At 73.3% G+C, this 25579-nt stretch carries 24 protein-coding genes and 3 pseudogenes; 22 read left to right on the top strand and 5 right to left on the bottom strand.

The features are described 5' to 3' along the window. Positions 1–101 precede the first annotated feature (101 nt). Positions 102–794, bottom strand: coding sequence for a DUF4870 domain-containing protein (locus tag KC207_RS12610; RefSeq protein WP_211603504.1), 693 nt, complete (start codon positions 792–794; stop codon positions 102–104). A 121-nt stretch (positions 795–915) separates the two neighbouring features. Next, positions 916–1791: a DUF3097 domain-containing protein gene (locus KC207_RS12605; protein ID WP_211603503.1), complete on the bottom strand. Its 876-nt coding sequence runs from the start codon at positions 1789–1791 to the stop codon at positions 916–918. A gap of 183 nt (positions 1792–1974) precedes the next feature. Here KC207_RS12605 and hrcA point away from each other — a divergent pair, with 183 nt between their 5' ends. From hrcA to era, 11 genes and pseudogenes are all read left to right on the top strand, one after another. After that, the gene (hrcA, locus tag KC207_RS12600; RefSeq protein ID WP_211603501.1) at positions 1975–3006 is read left to right on the top strand and encodes a heat-inducible transcriptional repressor HrcA; all 1032 of its coding nucleotides are present in this window, start codon (positions 1975–1977) and stop codon (positions 3004–3006) included. Positions 3007–3052: 46 nt separating this feature from the next. Then, positions 3053–4177: a molecular chaperone DnaJ gene (dnaJ, locus tag KC207_RS12595; RefSeq protein ID WP_211603499.1), complete on the top strand. Its 1125-nt coding sequence runs from the start codon at positions 3053–3055 to the stop codon at positions 4175–4177. Positions 4178–4193: 16 nt separating this feature from the next. Continuing rightward, positions 4194–4937 (top strand): 16S rRNA (uracil(1498)-N(3))-methyltransferase, encoded by a 744-nt coding sequence (locus tag KC207_RS12590; protein WP_211603497.1) that lies wholly within the window; start codon positions 4194–4196, stop codon positions 4935–4937. 35 nt (positions 4938–4972) lie between these two features. Then, positions 4973–5260 (top strand): DUF1905 domain-containing protein, encoded by a 288-nt coding sequence (locus tag KC207_RS12585; protein WP_211603495.1) that lies wholly within the window; start codon positions 4973–4975, stop codon positions 5258–5260. Positions 5261–5284: 24 nt separating this feature from the next. Continuing rightward, positions 5285–5638, top strand: a complete 354-nt coding sequence (locus tag KC207_RS12580; RefSeq protein ID WP_211603493.1) for an HIT domain-containing protein — start codon at positions 5285–5287, stop codon at positions 5636–5638. 64 nt (positions 5639–5702) lie between these two features. After that, positions 5703–6437 (top strand): annotated as a pseudogene (locus KC207_RS12575) (PhoH family protein); the annotation flags it as partial. Next, positions 6423–7250: pseudogene (locus tag KC207_RS17100) on the top strand (LAGLIDADG family homing endonuclease); the annotation flags it as partial. The pseudogenes KC207_RS12575 and KC207_RS17100, both read left to right, overlap by 15 nt. Positions 7251–7529: 279 nt before the next feature. Further along, positions 7530–7871 (top strand): annotated as a pseudogene (locus KC207_RS12565) (PhoH family protein); the annotation flags it as partial. After that, positions 7868–8335, top strand: coding sequence for an rRNA maturation RNase YbeY (ybeY, locus tag KC207_RS12560; RefSeq protein WP_211603491.1), 468 nt, complete (start codon positions 7868–7870; stop codon positions 8333–8335). The pseudogene KC207_RS12565 and the gene ybeY, both read left to right, overlap by 4 nt. A 6-nt stretch (positions 8336–8341) precedes the next feature. Then, a complete protein-coding gene (locus KC207_RS12555) occupies positions 8342–9631 on the top strand; it encodes a hemolysin family protein (RefSeq protein ID WP_211603489.1) in 1290 nt (429 codons plus the stop codon). After that, positions 9628–10590, top strand: coding sequence for a GTPase Era (era, locus tag KC207_RS12550; RefSeq protein ID WP_211603487.1), 963 nt, complete (start codon positions 9628–9630; stop codon positions 10588–10590). Before KC207_RS12555 ends, era begins: the two co-directional genes overlap by 4 nt. Before the next feature lie 8 nt (positions 10591–10598). Here era and KC207_RS12545 read toward each other — a convergent pair whose 3' ends face one another. Together KC207_RS12545 and KC207_RS12540 are read right to left on the bottom strand one after the other, a co-directional pair. Beyond that, positions 10599–11276: a helix-turn-helix transcriptional regulator gene (locus tag KC207_RS12545; RefSeq protein WP_211603485.1), complete on the bottom strand. Its 678-nt coding sequence runs from the start codon at positions 11274–11276 to the stop codon at positions 10599–10601. A gap of 140 nt (positions 11277–11416) precedes the next feature. After that, on the bottom strand, positions 11417–12106 hold the full coding sequence (locus KC207_RS12540) for a helix-turn-helix transcriptional regulator (protein WP_211603483.1): 690 nt from the start codon (positions 12104–12106) through the stop codon (positions 11417–11419). Between the two features lie 308 nt (positions 12107–12414). On the opposite strand from KC207_RS12540, the gene KC207_RS12535 reads away from it, so the two are divergent. The 6 genes from KC207_RS12535 (at position 12415) to KC207_RS12510 (ending at position 20685) form a co-directional block, all read left to right on the top strand. Further along, positions 12415–13449 (top strand): aspartate-semialdehyde dehydrogenase, encoded by a 1035-nt coding sequence (locus tag KC207_RS12535; RefSeq protein ID WP_211603481.1) that lies wholly within the window; start codon positions 12415–12417, stop codon positions 13447–13449. A 25-nt stretch (positions 13450–13474) separates the two neighbouring features. Then, positions 13475–13732 carry an acyl-CoA-binding protein gene (locus KC207_RS12530; RefSeq protein ID WP_211603479.1) on the top strand — a complete coding sequence of 86 codons (258 nt, stop codon included), beginning with the start codon at positions 13475–13477 and terminating at the stop codon, positions 13730–13732. Positions 13733–14002: 270 nt separating this feature from the next. Beyond that, the gene (locus KC207_RS12525; protein WP_211603477.1) at positions 14003–16999 is read left to right on the top strand and encodes a S8 family serine peptidase; all 2997 of its coding nucleotides are present in this window, start codon (positions 14003–14005) and stop codon (positions 16997–16999) included. Positions 17000–17122: 123 nt separating this feature from the next. Continuing rightward, positions 17123–17890, top strand: coding sequence for a dimethylargininase (gene ddaH, locus KC207_RS12520; RefSeq protein ID WP_211603475.1), 768 nt, complete (start codon positions 17123–17125; stop codon positions 17888–17890). Positions 17891–18063: 173 nt separating this feature from the next. Next, the gene (gene leuA, locus KC207_RS12515; RefSeq protein WP_211603473.1) at positions 18064–19806 is read left to right on the top strand and encodes a 2-isopropylmalate synthase; all 1743 of its coding nucleotides are present in this window, start codon (positions 18064–18066) and stop codon (positions 19804–19806) included. A 15-nt stretch (positions 19807–19821) separates the two neighbouring features. Continuing rightward, complete coding sequence (locus KC207_RS12510) at positions 19822–20685, top strand: PfkB family carbohydrate kinase (RefSeq protein WP_211603471.1); 864 nt, start codon at positions 19822–19824, stop codon at positions 20683–20685. A 29-nt stretch (positions 20686–20714) separates the two neighbouring features. On the opposite strand, the gene KC207_RS12505 is transcribed toward KC207_RS12510, so the two are convergent. After that, positions 20715–21341 carry an alpha-ketoglutarate-dependent dioxygenase AlkB gene (locus KC207_RS12505; RefSeq protein WP_211603469.1) on the bottom strand — a complete coding sequence of 209 codons (627 nt, stop codon included), beginning with the start codon at positions 21339–21341 and terminating at the stop codon, positions 20715–20717. Between the two features lie 108 nt (positions 21342–21449). On the opposite strand from KC207_RS12505, the gene KC207_RS12500 reads away from it, so the two are divergent. From KC207_RS12500 to KC207_RS12480, 5 genes are all read left to right on the top strand, one after another. Then, the gene (locus KC207_RS12500) at positions 21450–22136 is read left to right on the top strand and encodes an SDR family NAD(P)-dependent oxidoreductase (RefSeq protein WP_211603467.1); all 687 of its coding nucleotides are present in this window, start codon (positions 21450–21452) and stop codon (positions 22134–22136) included. An 84-nt stretch (positions 22137–22220) separates the two neighbouring features. Beyond that, the gene (gene ctlX, locus KC207_RS12495; protein WP_211603465.1) at positions 22221–23180 is read left to right on the top strand and encodes a citrulline utilization hydrolase CtlX; all 960 of its coding nucleotides are present in this window, start codon (positions 22221–22223) and stop codon (positions 23178–23180) included. Then, complete coding sequence (locus KC207_RS12490; RefSeq protein ID WP_211603526.1) at positions 23177–24019, top strand: DNA-3-methyladenine glycosylase family protein; 843 nt, start codon at positions 23177–23179, stop codon at positions 24017–24019. The genes ctlX and KC207_RS12490 overlap by 4 nt, the downstream gene beginning before the upstream one ends. 42 nt (positions 24020–24061) lie before the next feature. Next, a complete protein-coding gene (gene recO / locus KC207_RS12485; RefSeq protein ID WP_211603464.1) occupies positions 24062–24787 on the top strand; it encodes a DNA repair protein RecO in 726 nt (241 codons plus the stop codon). Further along, positions 24784–25578, top strand: coding sequence for an isoprenyl transferase (locus KC207_RS12480; protein ID WP_211603462.1), 795 nt, complete (start codon positions 24784–24786; stop codon positions 25576–25578). The genes recO and KC207_RS12480 overlap by 4 nt, the downstream gene beginning before the upstream one ends. Position 25579 lies beyond the last annotated feature (1 nt).

Genomic DNA, 25579 nt, shown 5'->3' with positions numbered 1-25579 from the left:
CCGGGGCGGGGTCGGCGCCCCCCCTCCCGGGGGGGGCGGGGGGGGGGGGGCCCCCCCCCCGGCCCCCCGCCCCACGAGCGGCCGTCAGACGACGCCGTCCGTCACTTGACGAACTTGATCGTCAGCGGCGGGTCCCACCACTCGCCGTTGTTGGCCTTGATGACGCCGATGACGTGCAGCACGAGGGCGTAGATCGCCACGAGGAAGATCGTGACGAAGCCGATGAGCACGAACATCAGCACGAACGAGACGATCGCGCCGACGACGGTCGTGATCTGGATGTTGAGCGCGGCGGTCGTCTGGGACCGCACGTACGGGCCGCGGTCCTTGAACAGGACGTACATCACGATGGCCGCGACGACGCCGAGGAGCCCGCTCGAGAGGACCGTGGCGCCGAGGGTGATCCCGTGGGTCGCCATCGCCCACGTCTTCTCCTCCTGCTGGGTCAGCGGCTTCTGGGAACCCCCGCCGAAGGCCGGGCCCCCGCCGTAGGGCTGCTGGCCTCCGTACTGCTGCTGTCCGCCGTGCTGCTGCTGTCCGCCGTGCTCTCCCGAGGACGGGTACGGCTGCGCGCCCGCCGTCCCCGGAGGGGGCGGGGGAGCCTGGCCGGCGCCCGGCGGCGGGGGCGGCGGGGCCGCGCCACCGGGAGGCGGCGGCGGAGGCGGCTCGTGGGCCGGCGGGGCGTCGGGTGCGGTCTCCGGCGGGGCCGGGTCCTGCGGCTGCGGTGGGTCGGTGGGGCCCTGCGGGTCGTGCGGCTCGTCGGGCCCGGTCGGGTCCTTGGGGTGGTCGCTCATGTGTCCTCCTGTGGTGTCTCGTCCCATCGAACACCCGACGCGCCGCTCGTGCGAGCGGTTCCGGGGGCGCGTCGGGGACCTCTTCCGGGTCGGGTCAGGGTGGACCCCGACCCGGGGACCGCTACCGCGGGGCGGTGACGAAGTCGATGAGCTCCTCGACCCGCCCGAGCAGCTCGGGCTCGAGGTCGGTCCAGGAGTCGACGGAGCCGAGGATGCGCTTCCAGGCCCGTGCGACGTCGGCCTGGGTCTCGTGCGGCCACCCGAGGTGGTCGCAGATGCCGTGCTTCCACTCCGTGCCACGCGGGACGACGGGCCAGGCGTCCATCCCGAGCCGCTGGGGTTTCACGGACTGCCAGACGTCGACGTAGGGGTGGCCGACGACGAGGACGTGCTCGGCGTACGGGCGCACCCTGCGAGCCTCGTCGACGACGCGGGACTCCTTGCTGCCGGGCACGAGGTGGTCGACGAGGACCCCCATCCGGTGCTCGGCGTCGGGCTGCACCTCGCGGATGACGGCGGCGAGGTCGTCGACCCCGTCGAGCATCTCGACGACGACCCCCTCGACGCGCAGGTCGTCGCCCCACACCTTCTCCACGAGCTCGGCGTCGTGCCGTCCCTCGACGTAGAGACGGGACCCGCGGGCGACGCGGGCCCGCGCACCCCGCACCGCGCGGGACCCGCTCGCGGTGCGCGATGCGGCGCCACGGTGGGCGGCGAGGCGGTCGGCGCCGGCCGGACGCGGGGGCACGAGGGTCACCGGCCGGCCGTCGACGTGGAAGCCGGGACCGAGCCGGAAGGCCCTGAGCCGGCCGTGCCGGTCCTCGAGGTGGACGACGTGGGCGCCCCCGGCCTTCTCGACACGGACGACGGCGCCGACCCAGCCCGTCTCGACGTCCTCGACGACGAGACCGCTCTCAGCGGCCAGCGGCACGGCCCGGCCCTTCGCCGGCCGCCGCCAGTCGCCCGAGAGCACGTCCTGTCCGTACCTGTCCGCCACGCCCGGCACGCTAGCCGCGCCGCGGGGCCCGACCCGGTAGCGGCACGCGGTCGAGGACCCGCGTCGCGGCTTTCGCGTCGGAGGGGGTGGCCGCGTAGGCTTGGCACTCGGGTGGTCAGAGTGCCAGCGACGGGCGTCCGACCACCCGGTGACCCCACCGACGAGCGACCCGGAGGAGGACCCGTGAACGACGACCGACGCCTGCGCGTGCTGCGGGCCATCGTCCAGGACTACGTCGAGACGTCGGAGCCGGTCGGCTCCAAGGCCCTCCTCGAGCGGCACCAGCTCGGGGTCTCCGCGGCCACGGTGCGCAACGACATGGCCGTGCTCGAGGAGGAGGGGCTCATCGCCGCCCCGCACACGAGCGCGGGCCGCATCCCGACGGACGCCGGGTACCGGCTCTTCGTCGACCGCCTCTCGCAGGTCAAGCCGATGAGCCAGGCGGAGCAGCGTGCCATCGGCACCCTCCTGGAGGGGGCCGTCGACCTCGACGACGTCGTCGACCGCACGGTCCGCCTCCTCGCGTCGCTGACCCGTCAGGTCGCCGTCGTGCAGTACCCGTCGCTGTCCCGGTCCTCGGTGCGCCACGTCGAGCTCGTCCCGATCGGGGGACCCCGGCTCCTCGTCGTGCTCATCACGACGACCGGCCGGGTCGAGCAGCGGGTCGTCGACGTCGGCACCGACCTCCTCACCGACGACGGGCAGAGCGCCCTCGTCACCCTGCGCGCGGAGATCAACGCGGCGACGACCGGCCGCGTCCTCGCCGACGCCTCGAGCGAGCTCACCTCGCTCGACGAGCGGATCGACCCCTCGCTGCGGCCGCTCGCCCGGTCCGTCGTCGCCGCTCTCGAGGAGTCGCTCGTCGAGGAGCGCGAGGAGCGGGTCGTCCTCGCCGGCACCGCGAACCTCGTCCGCTCCGGGGGCGACTTCACCGCGAGCATCGGTCCGGTGCTCGAGGCGCTCGAGGAGCACGTCGTCCTCCTCAAGCTCATGGGCGCCGTCGCCGAGCAGGGCGGCAGCCTCGCCGTCCGGATCGGTGCGGAGAACCCGTACGCCGGCCTGCGCTCGACGTCGATGGTGACGACGGGCTACGGCGCCGGTACCGACGTCGTCGCCGGACTCGGCGTCGTCGGCCCCACCCGCATGGACTACCCGGGCGCCATGGCCGCCGTCCGGGCCGTCGCCACGTACGTCTCCAGGATCCTCGCCGACTGACGGCAGGACCCGTCCCCACCGACACCCACCGGAGGACCACCGTCCCGTGAACGACTACTACGCCGACCTCGGGGTCGCCCGCGACGCGAGCCCGGAGGACATCAAGCGGGCCTACCGTCGGGCCGCCCGCACCCTGCACCCCGACGTCAACCCCGGGCCCGAGGCCGAGGAGCAGTTCAAGAAGATCAGCCAGGCCTACGACGTCCTGTCCGACCCGCAGAAGCGGCGGTCCTTCGACGCCGGCGCCGACCCTTACGGCGGCCGGGACCAGGGCTTCGGCCAGGGGTTCTCGTTCAGCGACGTCATGGAGGCGTTCTTCGGTGCCGGCGCCGCGGGCACGGCCGGACCGCGCTCCCGGCAGATGCGCGGGCAGGACGCCCTCGTCCGGCTCGACGTCGACCTCGGCGACGCCGTGTTCGGCAAGGAGAAGGAGCTGACGGTCGACACCGCCGTCGGCTGCGGCACGTGCCACGGCGACGGCCGGCAGCCGGGCACCTCGACCCGCACCTGCGACGTCTGCGAGGGCCGCGGCGAGATCCGCCAGGTGCAGCGCAGCTTCCTCGGCCAGGTCATGACGACACGGCCGTGCATGACGTGCCAGGGCTTCGGCGAGATCATCACCGACCCCTGCTACGAGTGCAGCGGTGACGGCCGGGTACGGACCCGGCGCACGCTGACGCTCAAGGTGCCCGCAGGTGTCGACACCGGCACCCGGATCCAGCTGGCCGGCGAGGGCGAGGTCGGCCCGGGCAACGGTCCGGCCGGTGACCTCTACGTCGAGGTCGCCGTCCGCAAGCACCCCGTCTTCCAGCGCCGGGGCGACGACCTGCACGCGACGGTCGAGGTCCCGATGACGGCCGCGGCGCTCGGCGCGAGCCTGTCGATGGACACCTTCGACGGCGCCCAGGAGCTCGACCTGCGGCGGGGCAGCCAGTCCGGCGACACCATCACCCTCCGCGGCCTCGGCGTGACGCACCTGCGGGGCGGCGGCCGAGGCGACGTCGTCGTCCACACGATGGTGCAGACGCCGACGCGCCTGGACTCCGAGCAGGAGGACCTGCTCCGGCGGCTCGCGACGCTGCGCGGCGAGGAGCGTCCCGAGGGCAAGGTGTCCAACCCCACCGAGGGCTCGCTCTTCGGCAAGCTGCGCGACGCCTTCAAGGCGCGCTGAGCCGGCCAGGACCCCGATGACGCTCCCGCTCCACCTCCTCGCCCCGGGGGCGCTCGACGGCCGCGGGCCGGGTGACGTCGTCCGGCTCGACGGGACCGAGGGACGGCACGCCGTCGCCGTGCGCCGGACCCGGGTCGGGGAGCGGGTCGTCCTCGCCGACGGTGCCGGGCGCAGCGTCGTCGGTGCGGTGACCGGGGTCGGCAAGGACGTGCTCGACGTCGAGGTCGACGAGGTGCACGAGGACCCCGAGCCCGCGCCGCGCTTCGTCCTCGTCCAGGCGCTCGCGAAGGGCGGTCGCGACGACCAGGCCGTCGAGGCCGCCACCGAGTGCGGGGTCGACGAGGTCGTGCCGTGGCAGGCGGCGCGGTGCATCGTCCGGTGGCGCGGGGAGCGCGGCGAGAAGGCCCGGCGTGGCTGGGACGGGGTGCTCGTCGCGGCGACGAAGCAGTCGCGCCGGACCCGACGGCCCCTGCTCGGTCCGACGGCCACGACCGCCGAGCTCGTCCAGCGCGTCGCCACCTCGGCCGCGACCTTCGTCCTCCACGAGGACGCGACGACACCGCTCGCGGGGGCGGTCCTGCCCGAGGCCGGCGACGTGCTCCTCGTCGTCGGTCCCGAGGGCGGGATCGCGCCGGAGGAGCTGGAGACGCTCGAGGCCGTGGGGGCCCGGGCCGTGCGGCTCGGCGCCGCGGTCCTGCGCTCCTCGAGCGCCGGACCCGCCGCGCTCGCCGTCCTCAGCGCGGCGTCCCGCTGGAGGTGACGGGTTCCGTCCGGATCCGGTCCTAGGGTCGGGCCATGGACCTGACGTTCTCGGGCGCGGTGTACGAGTGGCGCGGTCCCGCGCCGCACCACTTCGTCGACCTGCCCGAGGAGGAGTCGGCCGCCGTGCAGGCGACCTCCGCGCTCACGAGCTACGGGTGGGGCTGCATCCCGCTCGCCGCGAGGATCGGCCGGACCGACTTCACGACCGCCCTCATCCCGCGCGGCGAGCGGTACGCCCTGCCGCTCAAGGCCGCCGTGCGCCGGGCCGAGGGCATCGGCGTGGGCGACACCGTCGAGGTGGCCTTGTCCGTCGACGTGTGAGGCCCGCGGCCCTAGGGTCGGGGGATGAGCGAGCCGAGCACCGACTGCCTCTTCTGCCGGATCGTCGCCGGCGACGTCCCGGCCGACGTCGTCGCCGAGTCCGAGCACGCCCTGGCCTTCCGTGACGTGAACCCGCAGGCACCCACGCACGTCCTCGTCGTCCCGCGGCAGCACGTCGAGAACGGCGCCGCCCTCGCGGCGGCGTCCCCGGCCGCCCTCGCCGGGGTCGTCGGGCTCGCCGGCGAGGTGGCCGAGCAGGAGGGCCTCGCCGACGGGTACCGGGCGGTCTTCAACACCGGGGTGGGCGCGGGCCAGACGGTCTTCCACGCCCACCTGCACGTTTTCGGTGGGCGGGACCTCACCTGGCCCCCGGGGTGAGCGGGCGCTGACCCAGGGTTCTCGCGTGCCCCGACGCCCCCTCGGCCCGTAGACTGGACGCACGATGACAGACGCGCGCACCGACGGCCCGGCCGTGCCCGACGGCACCCCGACCACCCAGCCCATCGTGCCCCGGCACACCGTGACGATCCCGGCCGAGGTCTCCATGGTCTCCCTCCTCGGCCCCCGTGACGAGCTGCTGCGCACGATGGAGCGCCAGTTCCCGCAGCTGGAGATCCACGTCCGCGGCAACGAGTTCCACCTCAGCGGCCCGAGCGCCGAGGTCGCCCTCGTCGAGCGCCTCCTCGACGAGCTCATCGAGGTCATCGGTGGTGGCCAGCCGCTGAACCGCGACGCCGTCGAGCGGTCGATCTCGATGCTGCGCAGCCAGAGCGTCGAGCGCCCGGCCGACGTGCTGACGATGAACATCGTGAGCAGCCGCGGCCGGACGATCCGGCCGAAGACCCTCGGCCAGAAGCAGTACGTCGAGGCGATCGACGAGAACACCGTCGTCTTCGGCATCGGCCCGGCGGGGACCGGCAAGACCTACCTCGCGATGGCGAAGGCCGTCGCGGCCCTGCAGGCCAAGCAGGTGAACCGGATCATCCTCACCCGGCCGGCGGTCGAGGCGGGGGAGCGGCTCGGCTTCCTGCCGGGTTCCCTCAACGACAAGATCGACCCGTACCTGCGGCCCCTCTACGACGCCCTGCACGACATGGTCGACCCCGACTCCATCCCGCGGCTGCTCGCCGCCGGCACGATCGAGGTCGCCCCGCTGGCATTCATGCGTGGACGGGCCCAGCCCGTGAACAGTGCGGTGCTCACACCGGAGGGCTTCCGTCGGTTCGGTGACCTCGAGGTCGGAGACCTCGTCATCGGGTCGTCGGGGCGGCCGACTCCCGTGATCGGTGTGCATCCCCAGGGCGTCAAGGAGGTCTACCGGGTCACGACCCAGGACGGTGCGTCGACTCTTGCGTGTGCCGAGCACCTCTGGACGGTGCGGACCCCGGATGACAAGCGCCGTGACCGTTGGCGCACTCTTCAGACCTCCGACATGGTGGGGCGACTCCGGTCCGGCCATCAGCACCGGTTCGAGCTGCCACTCATGGACGCCGCGGACCACGTTCCGCAGCCCGTGCCGATGGACCCGTATGCACTCGGACTCCTGCTGGGCGACGGGTGCCTCACGACGCGGACGACCCCCAGCTTCACCACCGCCGACCCGGAGCTGGTCGACGGGCTGCAGGACGCCCTCGACGCGAGCCGGCTCGACGTCGAGGTCGTGCACAAGGACAGGTACGACTTCGTGCTGCGGCAGCGGGGGACGTCGCGCGGCGGCATCGTCGAGGGCGTCCGGACGACGAACGCAGTGACCGCGGTGCTGCGCGACCTCGGACTCGCGGGGACGAGGTCCGCCACCAAGTTCGTCCCGGAGGTGTACAAGGCGAACGCGGCGTGGGTGCGGCTCGCGGTCCTCGAGGGACTCTTCGACAGCGACGGTGGACCTGTGCTGCAGGAAGGTCGGACGTGCCGCGTCCAGTACGCGACGACCTCGGCGCGACTGCGTGACGACGTGGTCCACCTCGTCCGTTCGTTGGGGGGCGTGGCGTACTGGAGGACCCGTCCTGCATCCGGAAGACCCCCGGGACGGGCGGGCGGCCGACCCGTGGAGTACCGCAACGATGCGTACGTCCTCGACGTCCGACTTCCCGAGGGCTACGTGCCGTTCCGTCTCCGGCGGAAGCGCGAGGCGTTCCTCGGCAGCGGTGGCGGTCACCCGACCCGGTACGTCGAGTCGATCGAGCCCGCCGGCGAAGCCGAGACCATGTGCATCCAGGTCGCGGCGGCGGACTCCCTGTACGTGACGGACGACCACATCGTCACGCACAACACGCTCAACGGTGCTTTCGTCATCCTCGACGAGGCGCAGAACACGACCCCCGAGCAGATGAAGATGTTCCTCACCCGGCTCGGGTTCGGTTCGAAGATGGTCGTCACGGGCGACGTCACGCAGGTCGACCTTCCGGGCGGCAACGAGAGCGGTCTGCGGATCGTGCGCGACATCCTCGGCGACATCGAGGACGTCCACTTCGCCGAGCTCTCCGCCGTCGACGTCGTCCGCCACCGCCTCGTCGGCGACATCGTCGACGCGTACGGCCGCTGGGACGCCACGCAGCAGCGTCGTGGCCCCCGCGCCACCCGGCCGCGCAGCGCCGGGCAGGACCGGTCGTGAGCATCGAGGTCCTCAACGAGACCGAGTTCTCCCTCGACGAGACCGAGCTCGTCGCGTGTGCCCGGTACGTCATGGGCGAGATGAAGGTCCACCCGCAGGCCGAGCTGTGCCTGCGGCTCGTCGACGAACCGGCGATGGAGACCCTCCACGTGCAGTGGATGGACCTGCCCGGGCCGACGGACGTCATGAGCTTCCCAATGGACGAGCTGCGACCCGGTCGCGACGGCGTGCCGCCCGACGAGGGCGTCCTCGGCGACATCGTCCTGTGCCCGTCGGTCGCCGAGTCCCAGGCGCGCACGGCCGGGCACGCGACCGAGGAGGAGCTGCTGCTGCTCACGACGCACGGCATCCTCCACCTGCTCGGCTTCGACCACGCCGAGCCGGACGAGGAGAAGGAGATGTTCGAGCTGCAGCGCCAGCTCCTGCTCACCTTCCTCGCCACGCGCGGCCGACCGGGCGTCTGAGACCCCATGCTCCACTTCGTCGTCGCGGCGGTCGTCGCCACCGTCCTGGCGTTCCTCGCGTCGATGGCCGAGTCCGCGGTGGGTCGGATGTCCCGCGTCCGGGCCGACGAGCTCGTCGACGAGGGCCGTCCGGGTGCCCGGGCCCTCGTGCGGGTCGTCGCCGACACCGCGTCCTACCTGTCCGTGCTCTCCTTCGTCCGGGTCATCGCGGAGTCCACGGCGGCCGTCATGGTCACCCTCGCCGTCGTCGACGCCGTCACGGGCACGACCGCGACCTTCCTCGTCGCGATCGGGATCATGGCGCTGGTCTCGTTCGCCGTCGTCGGGGTCTCGCCCGGGACGCTGGGGCGGCAGCACAGCGCACGCGTCGCGCTCCTCGCCGCCCCGGTCGCCGTGTGGCTGCGGCGTCTCCTCGGGCCGTTCGCCCGGCTCCTCATCGCCCTGACGAACGCCGTGACGCCGGGCAAGGGCTACCGGGACGGGCCGTTCGAGAGCGAGTCCGAGCTGCGCGGCCTGGTCGACGTGGCCCGCGAGAACCTCCTCATCGAGGCCGACGAGCGCGCGATGATCCACTCCGTCTTCGAGCTCGGGGACACCTACACCCGCGAGGTCATGGTGCCGCGCACGGACATGGTCGCGATCGACGCCGACCGGGTGTGCCGCCAGGCGATGACGCTGTTCATCCGCTCCGGCTTCTCCAGGATCCCGGTGCTCGGCGACGACGTCGACGACGTCGTCGGGCTGCTCTACCTCAAGGACGTCGTGCGGATCGTCACCGCCGACCCGCAGTCCTCGTCGCTCCCGGTGACCCACGTCATGCGCCCCGTCCGCTTCGTCCCGGACAGCAAGCCGGTCGACGCGCTGCTGCGCGAGATGCAGCTGGACCAGGCGCACCTCGCCGTCGTCGTCGACGAGTACGGCGGCACGGCCGGGCTCGTGACGATCGAGGACATCCTCGAGGAGATCGTCGGCGAGATCACCGACGAGTACGACCGCGAGGGGCCCGAGGTCGAGACCCTGCCGGACGGCCGCACCCGGGTCGCGGCGACGATGCACGTCGACGACCTCGCCGAGATGTTCGAGGTGGACCTCGACGAGGACGAGGTGGACACCGTGGGCGGGCTCATCGGCAAGACGACGGGGATGGTGCCGATCGTCGGCTCGACGTGCGAGGTCGCTGGGCTGCGGCTCACCGCCGAGCGGATGTCCGGGCGGCGGAACCGGGTGGCGACCGTCGTCGTCGAGCGGGTCCCCGCCGCCTTCGTGGAGGACGAGACGCAGGAGCGGGTCGGATGAGCAGTACACCGGGAGCCGGCGAGGGGTCGGGCGGGACGCCGCCGGAGGGGGGCTACGTCGCGGGCTTCACCTGCTTCGTCGGGCGCCCGAACGCCGGCAAGTCGACCCTGACGAACGCGCTCGTCGGCCAGAAGGTCGCGATCACCTCGACGAAGCCGCAGACGACCCGGCACACGATCCGTGGCATCGTCACCCGCGAGCACAGCCAGCTCGTCCTCGTCGACACCCCCGGGCTGCACCGCCCGCGGACCCTCCTCGGCGAGCGGCTCAACGACCTCGTCCGAGAGACGCTGCTCGAGGTCGACGTCGTCGGGTTCTGCCTGCCGGCCGACCAGCGGATCGGCCCCGGGGACCAGTTCATCGCCCGCGAGCTCGCCGAGCTCGCGCAGGCCCGGCGCACCCCCGTCGTCGCCATCGCCACGAAGTCCGACACGGTCGACCGTCAGCGGCTGGCGGAGCACCTCATCGCGGTCGACCAGCTGGGGGACTGGGCTGCCATCGTGCCGTGCTCGGCCGTCCGCGGCGACCAGGTCGAGGAGCTCGCGGACGTGCTCGCCGGATACCTGCCGTCCTCGCCCGGCCCCCTCTACCCCGACGGCGAGCTGACCGACGAGCCCGAGGCGCGGATGATCGCCGAGCTCGTCCGCGAGGCGGCGCTCGAGGGCGTGCGGGACGAGCTGCCGCACAGCCTCGCCGTCGTCGTCGAGGAGATCGTCCCCCGTGAGGGTCGGCCCGAGGACGACCCGCTCCTCGACGTCCGGGTCCACGTCTTCGTCGAGCGGGACAGCCAGAAGGCGATCGTCATCGGTCGCGGGGGCTCGCGCCTGCGGGAGGTGGGGACGACGGCCCGCGAGGGCATCGAGCGGCTCCTCGGCGGGCGGGTCCACCTCGACCTGCACGTCAAGGTGGCCAAGGACTGGCAGCGCGACCCCAAGCAACTTCAGCGCCTCGGCTTCTGAGACCGCCGTCAGAAGGCGTTGCCGGTGATGCAGGCGATGGCGTGCGCGCGCCCCCGGGCCCCGAGGCGCCGGACGATCTCGGCGACCTCGTTCGAGATGGTCCGTTCGGAGACGCCCAGGTCGCGGGCGATCTCGCGGTCCGTGGCGCCCTCGGTGAGCAGGAACCCGATGTCGACCATCCGCTGGGTGAAGGGCGGGTCGTCGTGCGCCGCCGGGACCGCGCCGTCCCAGACCCCCTCGAAGCACGCCGCGGCCGCCGCGACGACGTGCGGCACGGTGCTCGTCCACACCGTGCCCTCGAGCGCGTAGCCCCGCGGCGCCCCGACGAACACCCGGGTCCGGTCCAGGACCAGCAGGGGGGCGACGACCGGCGCGACGCGCATCCCGAGGTGGTGGCTCGACAGCATCGGCAGCCGGGAGAGGGCCTGGTCGGCGGTGACGTAGCGGCCGTCGACGCCCGGCCGCCGGGCCGCGTGCTCGAGGGCCCGCGCGGCGCGGGCCTCGGCCCACGACGGGATCGCCGTCATGTGCCACACCGTGTGCCGTACCGCCCGGGCGACCTCGTCGAGGCCCCGGGCCATCGCGTCCTCGACCTCACCGAGCGGCCGGAGGCGCTCGTCCCCCTCGAGGACGAGGTCGTGGGCCCATCGGAAGAAGGCCACCTGCTCCCGTGGCGGCGTGCTCATCGGAGCCCACCGGTGAGCGGACCCGCCGCGCCGGTGCGAGGACCCGGTGCTCGCTCGGACATGGTGCCTCCCCCTCCTCAGGCCGCGTCCTCGGGACGACCCCAGCGTAGCGAGGGGGACGGACGGTCACCGCCGCCCGCTCACCGACCGCCCGCGAGCAGGGCGACGGCGTGGGTCCGGCTCCGCGCGTCCAACCACCGCACGACCGTCCCGACCTCGGCGCTCACGGTCCGGACGCCGACGCCGAGATCGGCACTGATCTCCTGGTCGCTCGGTCCGTCGGCGAGGAGCAGCGCGACCTCCAGCGTCCGGCCGACGAGGGGGGCGCGCCGGTCCACCTCGGCCACGGGGCGAGAGACCTCCCAGGTGCGCAGGAAGACGTGCTCGGCCCGCCGGACGAGGTCGGCGTCACTGCTCTCCCACACCGTCCAGTGGTGGGGTGAGCCGGGCGGGCCCGGGAGGAAGACGTGGTCCGCGTCGGTCAGCAGCAGGGGCATGCCGACCGGCCCGACCCGGCCGTGCGGGTACAGGCTGGACGCGAGGGGCATCCGGGGCAGCGCCGCCCGGCTGAAGACGTCGCGGCTGTCGGGGACCGGGTGCAGCTGCTCGGTGCGCCGGGCCTCACGCAGTCCCCTGGTGCTGCCCCCGGCCAGCATGTTCCAGACGCTCGAGCGGACCGACGCGGCCCGCTCGCGGATCCGCAGGTGCGCCTCCGCGTGGTCCCCGACGAGCCGGACCCGCGGGTCGCCACCGAGGACGAGCTCGGCGACGTGGTCCGAGAAGGCGCTCGTCGTGCGCAGCGCGAGCAGCTCGTCGGGGTCCACACCCACCCTCCGTTCCTCGTCGAACCGCCCGGCGACCTCTCCACCGCGCCCGGACCCAGTATGCGTTTGCGAGTTCCCGCAATGGCCCTGGAGTTCGGACATCTCCTCCCGCACAGTATTGACGCGGCGGTCACCCGGGGGGACGGGCGGCCGCCGCACGCAGGCCTCCGGGGCGGAGAGCAGGCGTGGGGGGGGGGGGGGGGGCCGGGGGGGGGGGGCCCCCCCCCCCCCCCGCCACCCCGGCCCGCCGGCGGCCGCGGCTCGCATCGTGATCGGGTCCCGGCGCGCGCGGCGTCTTCCCTAGACTTCCCGGCATGCGAGTCGGAGTCTTCGGTGCCACCGGTCAGGTGGGCAACGTCATGCGCGGTCTGCTGCGCGAGCGGTCCTTCCCGGTCGAGGAGATGCGGTACTTCGCGTCCGCCCGGTCGGCGGGCAGCACGCTCCCGTGGGGTGACCGCGAGATCGTCGTCGAGGACACGGCGACGGCCGACTTCTCCGGCCTCGACATCGCGCTCTTCTCCGCCGGTGGGTCGACCTCGACGGAGTGGGCGCCGCGGGTGGCGGAGGCCGGCGCCACCGTGGTCGACAACTCCAGCGCCTGGCGGAGGGACCCGCAGGTCCCGCTCGTCGTCGCCGAGGTGAACCCCGGGGACCTCGACGACGTGCCGCTCGGCATCGTCGCCAACCCCAACTGCACGACCATGGCCGCGATGCCGGTGCTCGCGCCGCTGCACGAGGCCGCCGGTCTCGTCCGGCTCCACGTGAGCAGCTACCAGGCCGTCTCCGGCTCGGGTGGCAAGGGGCTCACCGAGCTCGACGACCAGCTGCGCGCGGGCTACGCCGCCGGCGACCCCAAGGACCTGGCGCTGGACGGGTCGGCGCTCACGCTGCCGGACCCGACCGTGTACGCGGTCCCGGTCGGCTTCAACGTCGTCCCGCTCGCGGGGTCCCTCGTCGACGACGGCAGCCTCGAGACCGACGAGGAGCAGAAGCTGCGCAACGAGTCGCGCAAGATCCTCCACATCCCCGACCTGCGGGTGTCCGGGACGTGCGTGCGCGTGCCGGTGTTCACCGGCCACAGCCTCGCGATCCACGCCGAGTTCGACCGGGAGATCGACCCCGCCGACGCCGTCGAGCGCCTCACCTGCGCCCCCGGCGTCGTCGTCACGAACGTCCCGAACCCGCTGCAGGCGACCGGGCGCGACGAGGTGTTCGTCGGGCGTGTGCGCGCCGACCAGGCGGCGCCGGAGGGCCGCGGCCTCGTGCTCTTCGTCGTCGGTGACAACCTCCGCAAGGGCGCGGCGCTCAACGCGGTCCAGATCGCCGAGGAGCTGGAGCGCCGCGGCTGAGACACGAACGGCCTACAGTGGCGCCATGGCCGCCTCCGAGGACGAGTTCCGTGCCGCCGTCGACGGCGTCTCCGCGCTGACCGAGGACCCGGGGAACCTCACGAAGCTGCGGCTGTACGCGCTGTACAAGCAGGCCACCGAGGGCGATGTCACGGGCGACCGGCCGGGTGCGCTCGCCATGGTCGCGCGAGCCAAGCACGACGCCCGGTCCTCGGTCCGGGGGATGTCCGCCGAGGACGCCCGCACCGAGTACGTGCGGACCGTCGAGGGCCTGCGGGGCTGACCTCCGGAGAGCGGGCTCCTCCTCCGGATGCGGATCGGCGTGACCGGGCGCAGACTGGGCCGCACGTCGCAGGGAATGCCGGCCCACGGACCTCACGCGTAACACACCGTTCGGGTGAAATCCAGACCTACCGCAACTCCTGGGGCGCGCTTAGAGTCAGGGCGCCGTTCGTGTGCAGGACAGGCACCGGACGCCGAAGAAAATCACCCCGTGGAGGATTTCGTGAGAAGAGGGACGATCGCTGCCGCCGCAGTGGCGACGCTCGCGCTGGTGGCGACACCGGCCGCAGCCGTCGGCGCCGCGCCGGCCGAGAGCGCACCGGCCGAGACGGCACCCACCGGTGCCAAGGTCGAGAAGAGCAAGTACGGAAGCTACGTCGTCGTCATGAAGAGCGACCCGCTGAGCGAGCGCTTCCAGCCCCAGCAGCTGCGGTCCCGGTCCGCCAACACCGAGCGCAACAAGCTCAAGGCGGAGCAGGGCAAGGCGCTCAAGAAGGCCGGCATCTCCAACGCCAGCCGGAAGAACAGCTACACCAACGCGGTCAACGGGTTCTCCGTCGTCGTCTCGCACGAGAAGGCCGAGAAGCTCGCCGGCGACCCCGAGGTCATGGCGGTCTTCCCCGACGAGCTGCGCCAGAAGCAGTCTCTCCCGACGAAGTCCGTCGCCGGTGACGACCAGATCCGGGACCGCGCCGGCGAGTCCCTCCGTTCCTTCCTCGGCCTCCAGGGCGGGAAGTACGGCACGAAGGGCAAGAACGACAAGTCCACCCGCAACAGCCTCGACGGGCGCGGCACCCTCCTCGGTGTCATCGACACCGGCATCTGGCCCGAGCACCCGAGCTTCGCCGACGACGGCAGCTACGAGCCGGTCGCGCTCGACGACGAGACCCGCTCCTCGTGCGACTTCGGTGGCTCCGAGGGCGACGCCGACTGGGAGTGCAACAACAAGCTCGTCGGCGCCCGCCAGATGCTCGACACCTACCGCTCGGTCGTCGGCGTCCTCCCGGGCGAGTTCGACTCCGCCCGTGACGACGACGGGCACGGCAGCCACACGGCCGGCACCGCGGCGGGCAACGCCAACGTCCCCGCGTGGATCTACGACGAGGACCGGATCATCGACCGCACCTCGGGCATCGCCCCGCGCGCGCAGATCGTCGCCTACAAGGCGCTCGGCTCGCTCGGTGGCTTCAGCTCCGACCTCGCGGCGGCCATCGACCAGGCCGTCGCCGACGGCGTCGACGCCATCAACTACTCCGTCGGTGGTGGCCCCGGCCTCGCGAGCGCGGACGCCATCGCGTTCCTCTTCGCCAACGACGCGGGCGTCCACGTCGCGACCTCGGCCGGCAACTCCGGCCCGGGCGAGGCGACGATCGGTGGCCCGGCCGACCTGCCGTGGGTGACCACCGTGGGTGCGAGCACGCAGCCGCGCTTCTACTCCGGCTCGATCAAGCTCGGCAACGGGCGCACCGTCAAGGGCTCCTCGGTGACCCTGCCGAGCGAGAAGAACCTCCCGCTCGTCGACGCCCGCAACCTCGGCAACGAGTTCTGCCTCAACGAGGCGGCCGTCGGCGCCGACGCGTGGGCGCAGTTCGAGCAGGGTGCCGAGGGCGCCATGGTCCTGTGCTGGCGCGGCGTCTCCGGTCGGTCCGAGAAGAGCCTCAACGTCATGGACGCGGGCGGCAAGGCGATGGTCCTGTCGAACGTCACCGACGACGACAACTACTTCACGGACAACTTCCGCGTGCCGACCGTCATGGTCGACAAGTCCGAGGGCGACCTCGTCGCGGCGTACGCGAACATCCGCAACGCCAAGGCGACGATCACCGACACCGCGGAGATCGACTCCTTCACCCCGGCGCCGTCGATGGCGAGCTTCTCCTCGCGCGGCCCGAACCCGTCCGCGGAGTCGATCATCAAGCCGGACATCACCGCCCCGGGTGTGCAGGTCCTCGCGGCGGCGTCCCCGGCCATCGTCGGTGACGACTACGAGCCCGGGCAGCTGTTCCAGGCGATCGCCGGCACCTCGATGTCGAGCCCGGTCATGGCGGGGTACTTCCTCCTCATGGACCAGGCGCACCCCGACTGGTCGCCCGCGGCCGTGAAGTCGGCCGTCATGACCTCCGCCTACCAGGACGTCCGGGACAACGACCGCAGCACCCCGGCGGACCCGTTCGACTTCGGCTCGGGCCACGTCTCGGCGCTCGACAAGGTCGTCAACCCCGGCCTCGTGTACGACTCGGGGATCTTCGACTTCCTCGGCTTCGTCTGCGGTTCGGACGCGCGCGGTGACATCCTCGCCAACCCGGACGCCTACTGCGCCGGCCTCGAGGACGACGGCATCGCCACGACGATCGAGGACCTCAACTACCCGACGATCGGCGTCTCGGCGCTCGCCGGCTCGCAGACGGTCACCCGCACGGTGACCAACGTGACCGGCAAGAACGCGACCTTCCGGGCCCGGGTCGACAACCCCGAGGGCATGGACATCACCGTGTCGCCGAGCACGCTCAAGCTCAAGAAGGGTGAGAGCAAGTCCTTCGAGGTGACGATCACCAACGAGAGCGCGCCGGTCAACAGCGAGTTCCAGTTCGGGGCCATCACGTGGAAGGGCAAGGGCGTCTCGGTCCGCAGCAACGTCGCGGCCTACCCGACGCCGTTCTCGGCGCCGAGCACGGTCACCGGTTCCGGTGGCTCCGGCTCGGTCGAGATCCCGGTCCAGGTCGGCTTCTCCGGCCTCTACACGCCGGTCCCCGGCGGCCTGGCCGAGAACACCCCGCTCACGGGCACCGTCGAGCAGGACCCCGACCAGACCTTCGGCGGCTGCACGGCCGACCAGCCCGGCGTCACCGCCGTGCCGGTGACCGTCGCCGAGGACACCGCGTACGCGCGGATGGCCTTCACGCTCGCGTCCGAGGACGACATCGACCTGTTCCTCTGCAGCGGCGACGAGGTCGTCGCGGAGAGCACGGCGGGTGGCACGAACGAGCTCATCGAGATCAGCCAGCCGCCGGCCGGGGACTACACCCTGTACGTCCACGGGTGGCAGGTCGTCGAGGACTCGCTCGACTTCAGCGTCGACACCTGGCTCGTCGTCCGCGGCGAGGGCGACCTCACCGTCGACCCGGAGTCGGCCGAGGTCTCCACGGGTGACGTCGTCGACGTGACGGCCTCGTGGAGCGACGCGCCCTCGGGCGTCTCGTTCGGCGTCGTCGACCACACGACGGACGGCGAGACCTACGGTCAGACCGTCGTCCAGGTGACGAACTGACGTCGTCGCACGGGTGAGCGCCTCGCTCACCGCACGGTGTGCCCGCCGGCCCTCTCGGTCGGCGGGCACACCGCTGTCCGGACCGCGACCGCTCGGTCCCGGCCGGCCTGGTAGACACCGGGGATGACCCCACCGACCGCGATCGTGCGTCCGCCCGGCCCTCGGCTCGCCGAGGGACTCGTGACCCACATCGAGCGCAGCGCCGTCGACGTCGGACGTGCGCGGCGGCAGTGGGAGGGGTACGTCGCGGCCCTCGGGACCGCGGGCTGGGAGATCGTCGAGGCGCCACCGGCCGACGACTGCCCGGACGCCGTGTTCGTCGAGGACGTCCTCGTCGTGCACGAGGACCTCGCGATCGTCACCCGACCCGGCGCACCGGAGCGCCGTCCCGAGACGACGGGCGTCGAGGACGTCGTCCGCGGTCTCGGGATGCGGGTCGAGCACGTGGCGGGCCCGGCGACCCTCGACGGCGGCGACGTCCTGCGCACCGGCGGGGTCGCCTACGTGGGGGTCGGGGGACGGACCGACGCGGCCGGGGTCGCCCGGCTCCGTGAGCTCCTCGAGCCGTACGGCGTCCCGGTACGAGGGGTCCCCGTCACCCGCGCCCTGCACCTGAAGTCGGCCTGCACCGCGCTCCCGGACGGCACGGTCGTCGGGTGGGGGCCGGTCGTCGACGACCCGTCGGTGTTCGCCCGCTACGAGGAGGTGCCCGAGGAGGGCGGCGCGCACGTCGTCGTCCTCGACGGGGACCACCTCCTCATGGCGGCGAGCGCACCCGCGACCGCCGACCGGTTCCGGGACCGTGGGTACCGGGTGACCGCCGTCGACATCTCGGAGCTGGAGCGGCTCGAGGGCTGCGTGACGTGCCTGTCCGTCCGCGTGCGACGGTGACCGGTCCGTGGCCACGGGTTGGCGGCCGGTGCCCGGCGTGGCATGCTCGTCCCGTGCGTTCCTCGCGCCTCCTCCTTCGCCGCCGCGGCGGGGCCTGAACCGGTCGCCCCTCGTCGCGGAGTCCGTGCTGCACCAGGCCGACCCGCAGACGAGACGAAGGCAGTAGAGAGCAGATGATCCACCCCCAGCAGTCCTCCGGGATGCCGACCGGCAAGTACGTCCCCTTCCAGGACCAGATCCGCGTCGAGCTCCCCGACCGCACGTGGCCGGACCAGGTCATGACGAAGGCGCCGCGCTGGTGCGCGGTCGACCTGCGCGACGGCAACCAGGCGCTCATCGACCCGATGGACGCCGAGCGCAAGCTGCGGATGTTCCAGCTCCTCGTGCGGATGGGCTACAAGGAGATCGAGGTCGGCTTCCCCAGCGCGAGCCAGACCGACTTCGACTTCTGCCGGGAGCTCGTCGAGGGCGGGCACATCCCGGACGACGTGACGATCCAGGTGCTCACCCAGAGCCGCGACCACCTCATCGAGCGCACCTTCGACGCCATCCGCGGCAGCAAGCAGGCGATCGTCCACTTCTACAACTCGACCTCCGTGCTGCAGCGCCGGGTGGTGTTCGGGATGAGCCAGGACGGCATCGTCGACATCGCCCTCCAGGCCGCCCGGCTGTGCCGCAAGCTCGAGGAGACCGTCCCCGAGACCGACGTCTACTACGAGTACTCGCCGGAGTCCTACACCGGGACCGAGCTGGAGTTCGCGGTCCGCATCTGCAACGAGGTCATCGACGTCATCGACCCGACGCCGGACCACAAGATGATCGTCAACCTGCCGGCGACGGTCGAGATGGCGACGCCCAACGTGTACGCCGACTCCATCGAGTGGATGATCCGGCACCTCGACCGCCGCGAGTCGGTCGTCGTCAGCCTGCACCCGCACAACGACCGGGGCGAGGGCGTCGCCGCCGCGGAGCTCGGCTACCTCGCCGGGGCCGACCGGATCGAGGGGTGCCTCTTCGGCAACGGCGAGCGGACCGGCAACGTCTGCCTCGTCACCCTCGGGATGAACCTCTTCAGCCAGGGCATCGACCCGCAGGTCGACTTCTCCGACATGGCCGAGATCCGGCGCACCGTCGAGTACTGCAACCAGCTGCCCGTCCACGAGCGGCACCCGTGGGGCGGTGACCTCGTCTACACGGCCTTCTCCGGCTCCCACCAGGACGCCATCAAGAAGGGTTTCGACGACATGGAGAAGCGGGCGAAGGAGCGGGGGACCGGCATCGACGACCTCGACTGGGGCGTGCCGTACCTGCCGATCGACCCGCACGACATCGGCCGCTCCTACGAGGCGGTCGTCCGGGTCAACAGCCAGTCCGGCAAGGGCGGGGTGTCCTACCTGCTCAAGACCGAGCACGGCCTCGACCTGCCGCGCCGCCTCCAGGTGGAGTTCAGCCAGGTCGTCCAGGTCCGCACCGACTCCGAGGGCGGAGAGCTGAGCGGGCGCCAGATCTGGGACATGTTCGCCGACGAGTACCTGCACACCGACGACAGCGACCGCCGGTGGGCGCGCTTCGTCCCCGTCCGCTCGACGATCACCGGGGCCGACGAGGGGGCCGACCGGATCGAGGCGGTCGTCACCGTCGACGGCGCGGAGACGACGATCGAGGGCCGGGGCAACGGCCCGATCGACGCGTTCACCGACGCCCTCGCGTCCCTCGACGTCGACGTCCGGGTCCTCGACTACCACGAGCACGCGCTGTCCGCCGGTGGCGACGCGATGGCCGCGGCCTACGTCGAGTGCGCGGTCGGCGACCGCGTCCTCTGGGGCGTCGGGCTCCACGAGTCGATCGTCAAGGCGTCTCTGCGGGCCATCCTCTCGGCGGTGAACCGCGCCGAGCGCGGAACCCTGCCGGACTGACCCGGTCACGCCACGGTGCCCGGCACGGCGCTCGCGTGCGGTCTGGCGACGGTGGACGTCGTCCAGGTCGTCGACGCCGTGCCGGGACCGGACGAGAAGGTCCGGGCGCTCTCGACGACGACGGCCGCCGGCGGGCCCGCGTGCAACGCGGCGGTCACGAGCGCCCTCCTCGGGGTCCGCACGACGTTCGTCGGTGCGGTCGGACAGGGCCCGCTCTCGTCGGTCGTCCTCCGTGACCTCGGCGCGGCCGGAGTCGCCGTCGAGGACCTCGTCGGGCCGGCGTACGAGCCCGCTGTCGCGACGGCGGTCGTCACGCGGTCGACGGGGGAGCGGGCGGTCGTGTCCGGCCGCCCGCCGGTCGCCCCGGTCGTCGACGGGATCCACTCCGGGCGGCTCGCGGCGCTGCTCGACGGGGTCGGCGCGCTCCTCGTCGACGGCCATCTCCTCGAGGCGGCCGTCCCGCTCGCCCGGGCGGCCCGCGCGGCCGGGGTCCCGGTCCTCCTCGACGGTGGGTCGTGGAAGCCGGGCCTGGAGGACCTGCTCCCCGTCGTCGACGTCGCCGTCGTCTCCGCGGCCTTCCGGCTGCCGGACGACGCGGGGCTCGCCGGGCTGCTCGGCGCCGGCCCGACGTTCGTCGCCGCGTCCGACGGGGCGGGTCCGGTGCGCTGGCGGACCGCCTCCGGCGCACGGGGCGAGGTCCCCGTGCCCGTCGTCGACGTCGTCGACACCCTCGGCGCCGGTGACGTCCTGCACGGCGCGCTGCTCGCGGGCGTCGCCCGGCACGGCACCGGCGACCTCCCGGGACTGCTCGCCGAGGCGGTCACGGTGGCCTCGCGCTCGGTCACCGCCGAGGGGGCCCACGGCTGGGCCTCGGTCTGACGGCCCGACCGGGCCCCTCGGAGGCCGCGTCAGCGGACGCCGCGCACGCGGAACTGGACGCTGATCCGGGGACCGACCGGCCGTGTCGTCTTCGGGACGCAGTGGTCCCACGTCCGCTGGCAGGACCCGCCCATGACGACGAGGTCGCCGTGCCCGGCCGGTACCCGCACGGACGACCCGCCGTCCCGGGGGCGGAGCAGGAGGTCGCGTGGTGCTCCGACGGACAGGATGGCGACCATCGTGTCCTCGTCGCGGCTGCGGCCGATGCGGTCGCCGTGCCAGGCGACGGAGTCCTGGCCGTCCCGGTAGAGGCAGAGGCCGGCCGTGACGAACGGCTCGCCGAGCTCGTCGGCGTAGTGGGTGCTCAGGGCGTCGCGGCACTCCGCGAGCGCGAGATGGGGGAGCCGGTCGCCCTCGGCGTAGAAGGAGAGCAGGCGCGGGGTGTCGACGATGTTGTCGTACATCTGCCGCCGCTCGGCGTACCAGGGGACGTCCCGGCGCAGCGCCGCGTAGAGGTCGTCCGCGCCGCCGACCCACGCGGTGCGCTCGTCGACCCAGGCCCCGTCGGAGAGCATCCGCCGGCGCACGGTGTCGCCGAGCGGACGGACCTCGATCCCGTCGGCGAGGTCGAGGAGCGAGCCCTGGAGGACCGTCATGACGAGAAGGTTACGCGTGAATCGAACACGTGTCCAGGCTTCGACAGCGTGCCCGCGGGCCGGTGACCAGGGGTGTCGTGCCGAGGCGCGGCGTGGGAGCGTCGCCCGATGAGTGCACACCAGCTGGACGGAGCAGTCGTCGCGGTCGTCGGGGCGTCCGGGGCCCTCGGCTCACGGATCGCGAAGGGGGCGGCGGAGCGCGGTGCGCGCGTCGTCCTCGTCGGACGGGACGAGCAGCGCCTGCAGGACGTCCTCGACGAGGCCGAGGTCGTCGTCGGGGACCTCGCCGACGCCACCCTCGGGGACCGTCTCGTCGAGACGGCGAACCGCGTGCACGGCCGCCTCGACGGCGTCGTCAACGCCGCCGGGGTCGTCGCGTTCGGGACCCTCGCCGACACCGACGACGCGGTCCTCGAGGAGCTCTTCCTCACGAACGTCGTCGGGCCGCTCTTCCTCGCCCGGCGGGTCGTGCCCGCCCTCACCGAGAGCTCCGGCTTCCTCGTCAACGTCAGCGCGGTCGTCGCCGACCAGCCGATGGCGGGCATGGTCGGCTACTCCGCGTCGAAGGCCGCCCTCACGGCGGCGGACCGGGGCCTGGTCAAGGAGCTGCGACGGGCCGGGGTCGACGTCCTCGACGTCCGGCCGCCGCACACCGAGACCGGGCTCGTCGACCGGGCCCTCGCCGGCGAGGCGCCGCGGCTGCCGCAGGGGCTCGAGCCGGACGTCGTCGCCCGCGCCGTGCTCGACGCGGTCGAGGCCGGGACGGCCGACCTCGCCGCCGACGACATCGGCTGAGCCGGGGCCCGCGGGCGGGCGCGGATTTCGGGGACCGGCGGGGCGGTCCTACGCTGGTCCGGCCCCGTCCAGGAAGGAGCGCCCGTGAGCGTCCAGGCCCCCTCGGCCGTCATCATGATCCGTCCGCGTCACTTCACGCCGAACCCGGAGACCGCCGCCGACAATACGTTCCAGACGGAGGTCGGTCCCGGACGGGACGAGGAGATCGCGGGCGCGGCCTTCCGCGAGGTGACGCGGGCCGCCGAGACGCTCGCGAGCGCGGGCGTGACCGTGCACCTCTTCGACGACGAGGACGCCTCCCGCAACGACAGCGTCTTCCCCAACAACTGGTTCTCCACCCACGCCGGGGGGCGAGTCGCCGTCTACCCGATGTACGCGCCGAGCCGCCGCACCGAGCGCCGGGCCGACATCGTCGAGATGCTCAAGAGCCAGTACCGGGTCATGGACGTCGTCGACTACTCCGGCCTGGAGCACGACGGCGCCTACCTCGAGGGCACCGGCGCGATGGTGCTCGACCACATGACCCGCGTCGCCCTCACCGCGCGCTCGAACCGGGCCAACCCCATCGTCCTCGAGCGCTTCTGCAGCCAGTTCGGCTACGAGCCGATGGTCTTCGACGCGACCGGCGAGGACGGCACGCCGATCTACCACACGAACGTCCTCATGTGCATCGCCACGGGGTTCGCCCTCGCCGGCCTCGGTCTCATCCGTGACGAGAGGCGCCGGGACGAGGTGCGCGACACCCTCGCCGAGCCCGGGCGCGAGGTCGTCGAGCTCTCCGACCACCAGGTCTACGAGTTCGCGGGCAACGCCATCGAGCTCAAGACGCCGGACGGGCTCGTCCTCGCCCTGTCGTCCCGGGCCGCCGCGAGCCTCACCGACGCCCAGCGCGAGGTCATCGAGCGGACCTGCCGGATCCTGCCGCTCGAGGTGCCGACCATCGAGCTGGCCGGCGGGTCGGTGCGCTGCATGGTCGCGGGCATCCACCTCGCCCGCCGCCCCGTCGACGTCCACCCGATGCGGGACGAGGCGGTCCTCACCTGAGCGGGGCGGGGGCCGTCGTCGTCGAGGAGCCGCTCGACGTCCCGTTCGTGCGCGCGTGGCTGCGGGCGCACGCCGTGCCCGGCGTCGACGAGGTCGTCGAGGCGGGCGACGGCATCGTGCACCGTCGTGTGGTCCCCACCGCTGAGGGCCCCACACGCCTGACGCTCGCGCTGCCCGCGACCGGGTCGGTGCGGGTCACGGCAGAGGGTCCGGGGGAAGCGGAGGCGCTCGCAGCAGGACGTCGGTGGCTCGGCCTCGACCTCGACCCCGCGCCGGCGGTGAGTGCGCTCGCCGCGGACCCGGTGCTGGGCCCCCTCGTGCGGACGCGTCCGCACGTCCGGGTCCCCGGCGCCCCGGACCCCTTCGAGGCGGCCGTGAACGTCGTCCTCGGGCAGCACGTCTCGCTGGCGGCCGGACGGGTGTTCGCCGGGCGTCTCGCCGCGAGCACCCCCGTGAGGGCCGAGGCCCTCGCCGGGGCGGACCCCGAGGCCCTCCGAGAGGCCGTCGGGGTCACCTCCGCCCGTGCCCGCACCCTCGTCGCCCTCGCGGTTGGGGTCCGGGACGGCCTGGACCTGTCGCCCGCAGCCGACCCCCTGGACCGGGCCCGTCGCCGGGCGGCGCTCCTCGCCCTCCCGGGCGTCGGTCCGTGGACCGCGGACCTCGTCGCCACCCGGTGCCTGCGCGACCCCGACGTCTTCCTGCCCGGCGACCTCGTCCTGCGGCGGGCCCTGGGTGGGGTGTCGGCGCGGGAGGCCGCGGAGGCGGCGCAGGCGTGGCGGCCGTTCCGCTCGCTCGCCGTCGTCCACCTCTGGACCGCGCACGCGCTCGACCCGCGCTGACCGCCTCCCACCGATGTCGGTGCCGGGGCGGACAATGGCCTCGTGCCTCTCTACCGCGACGAGGCGATCGTCCTGCGCACCCACAAGCTGGGGGAGGCCGACCGCATCGTCACCGTCCTCGCGCGACGGCTCGGCAAGCTCCGGGTCGTCGGGAAGGGCGTGCGCCGGACGAAGTCGCGGTTCGGGTCCCGGCTCGAGCCCGGGATGCGGATCGACCTCCAGTGCTACGAGGGGCGCAGCCTCGACACCGTGACCCAGGTCGAGACGGTCGAGCCGTGGGGCGACGCCATCGCCCGCGACTACCGGGCGTGGACCGCCTCGACGGCCGTCCTGGAGACGTGCGACCGGCTCACCGAGGAGAAGGAGCCGGCGCTGCAGCAGTACCTGCTGCTCGCCGGGGCGCTGCGCTCGCTCGCCCACCGGGAGCACGACGCCGGGCTGGTCCTCGACGCCTACCTCCTGCGGGCGCTCGCCATCGCGGGCTACGCGCCGAGCTTCGCCGACTGCGCCCGCTGCGGCGCGACCGGCCCGCACCGGGCCTTCCACGTGGCGAGCGGCGGGACCGTCTGTCCGGCCTGCCGCCCGCCCGGGTCCAGCGCCCCTGCACCGGACACCCTGCGCCTGCTCGCGGCCCTGCTGGCGGGCGACTGGGCGCTCGCCGACGACTCCCGCGAGCAGCACCGCCGCGAGGGCAGCGGGCTCACCGCGGCCTTCACCCAGTGGCATCTGGAACGGGGGATCCGCAGCCTCCGTATGGTGGAGCGGTGAGCGACCACCCCCGGTACCAGGCCCCGTTCGCGCACCCCAGCGGCGCCCGCCCGCCGCAGCTGCCCGCCGACCGGTTGCCCGGCCACGTCGCCGTCGTCATGGACGGCAACGGGCGCTGGGCCAACCAGCGAGGGCTGGCGCGCACGAAGGGGCACGAGGCCGGGGAGGCCGCCCTGCTCGACGTCGTCGCCGGGGCCCTCGAGGTGGGGCTGACGCACCTGTCGGCCTACGCCTTCAGCACCGAGAACTGGAAGCGCAGCCCCGACGAGGTGCGCTTCCTCATGGGCTTCAACCGCGACGTCATCCGCCGTCGTCGCGACCAGCTGAACGCGTGGGGCGTACGGATGCGGTGGGTCGGCCGCCGGCCGCGGCTGTGGCGCTCGGTGATCTCCGAGCTCGAGACCGCTCAGGAGATGACCCGGGACAACACCGCGCTCACCCTGTACTTCTGCGTCAACTACGGGGGCCGCGCCGAGATCGGCGACGCCGCCCGCCGCATCGCCGAGGACGTCGCCGCCGGCCGGCTCAAGGCGTCCGGCGTGGACGACCGCACCGTCGCGCGCTACCTGCCGGAGCCCGACATGCCGGACGTCGACCTCTTCGTCCGCTCGTCCGGGGAGCAGCGGACGAGCAACTTCCTGCTGTGGCAGAGCGCCTACGCCGAGATGGTCTTCCAGGACCGGCTGTGGCCGGACTACGACCGCCGCGACCTGTGGGCGGCGGTCACGTCCTACGTCGAGCGCGAGCGGCGGTACGGCGGGGCCGTCGACGCCCCGACGGCCGGCGCGTGAG

The organism is Phycicoccus avicenniae (assembly GCF_018139485.1).
Lineage (GTDB): Bacteria > Actinomycetota > Actinomycetes > Actinomycetales > Dermatophilaceae > Phycicoccus > Phycicoccus avicenniae.
Note: the sequence above shows the minus strand (reverse complement) of the source record. Positions and strands in the feature narration are given on the sequence as shown.

Coding starts and splice junctions, on each gene's coding strand:
- KC207_RS12590 (WP_211603497.1), top strand. CDS start 4,194: ATGACGCTCCCGCTCCACCTCCTCGCCCCGGGGGCGCTCGACGGCCGC.
- KC207_RS12585 (WP_211603495.1), top strand. CDS start 4,973: ATGGACCTGACGTTCTCGGGCGCGGTGTACGAGTGGCGCGGTCCCGCG.
- era (WP_211603487.1), top strand. CDS start 9,628: ATGAGCAGTACACCGGGAGCCGGCGAGGGGTCGGGCGGGACGCCGCCG.
- KC207_RS12535 (WP_211603481.1), top strand. CDS start 12,415: ATGCGAGTCGGAGTCTTCGGTGCCACCGGTCAGGTGGGCAACGTCATG.
- leuA (WP_211603473.1), top strand. CDS start 18,064: ATGATCCACCCCCAGCAGTCCTCCGGGATGCCGACCGGCAAGTACGTC.
- KC207_RS12505 (WP_211603469.1), bottom strand. CDS start 21,341: ATGACGGTCCTCCAGGGCTCGCTCCTCGACCTCGCCGACGGGATCGAG.
- KC207_RS12580 (WP_211603493.1), top strand. CDS start 5,285: ATGAGCGAGCCGAGCACCGACTGCCTCTTCTGCCGGATCGTCGCCGGC.
- KC207_RS12555 (WP_211603489.1), top strand. CDS start 8,342: ATGCTCCACTTCGTCGTCGCGGCGGTCGTCGCCACCGTCCTGGCGTTC.
- KC207_RS12610 (WP_211603504.1), bottom strand. CDS start 794: ATGAGCGACCACCCCAAGGACCCGACCGGGCCCGACGAGCCGCACGAC.
- KC207_RS12545 (WP_211603485.1), bottom strand. CDS start 11,276: ATGAGCACGCCGCCACGGGAGCAGGTGGCCTTCTTCCGATGGGCCCAC.
- KC207_RS12500 (WP_211603467.1), top strand. CDS start 21,450: ATGAGTGCACACCAGCTGGACGGAGCAGTCGTCGCGGTCGTCGGGGCG.
- KC207_RS12530 (WP_211603479.1), top strand. CDS start 13,475: ATGGCCGCCTCCGAGGACGAGTTCCGTGCCGCCGTCGACGGCGTCTCC.
- ddaH (WP_211603475.1), top strand. CDS start 17,123: ATGACCCCACCGACCGCGATCGTGCGTCCGCCCGGCCCTCGGCTCGCC.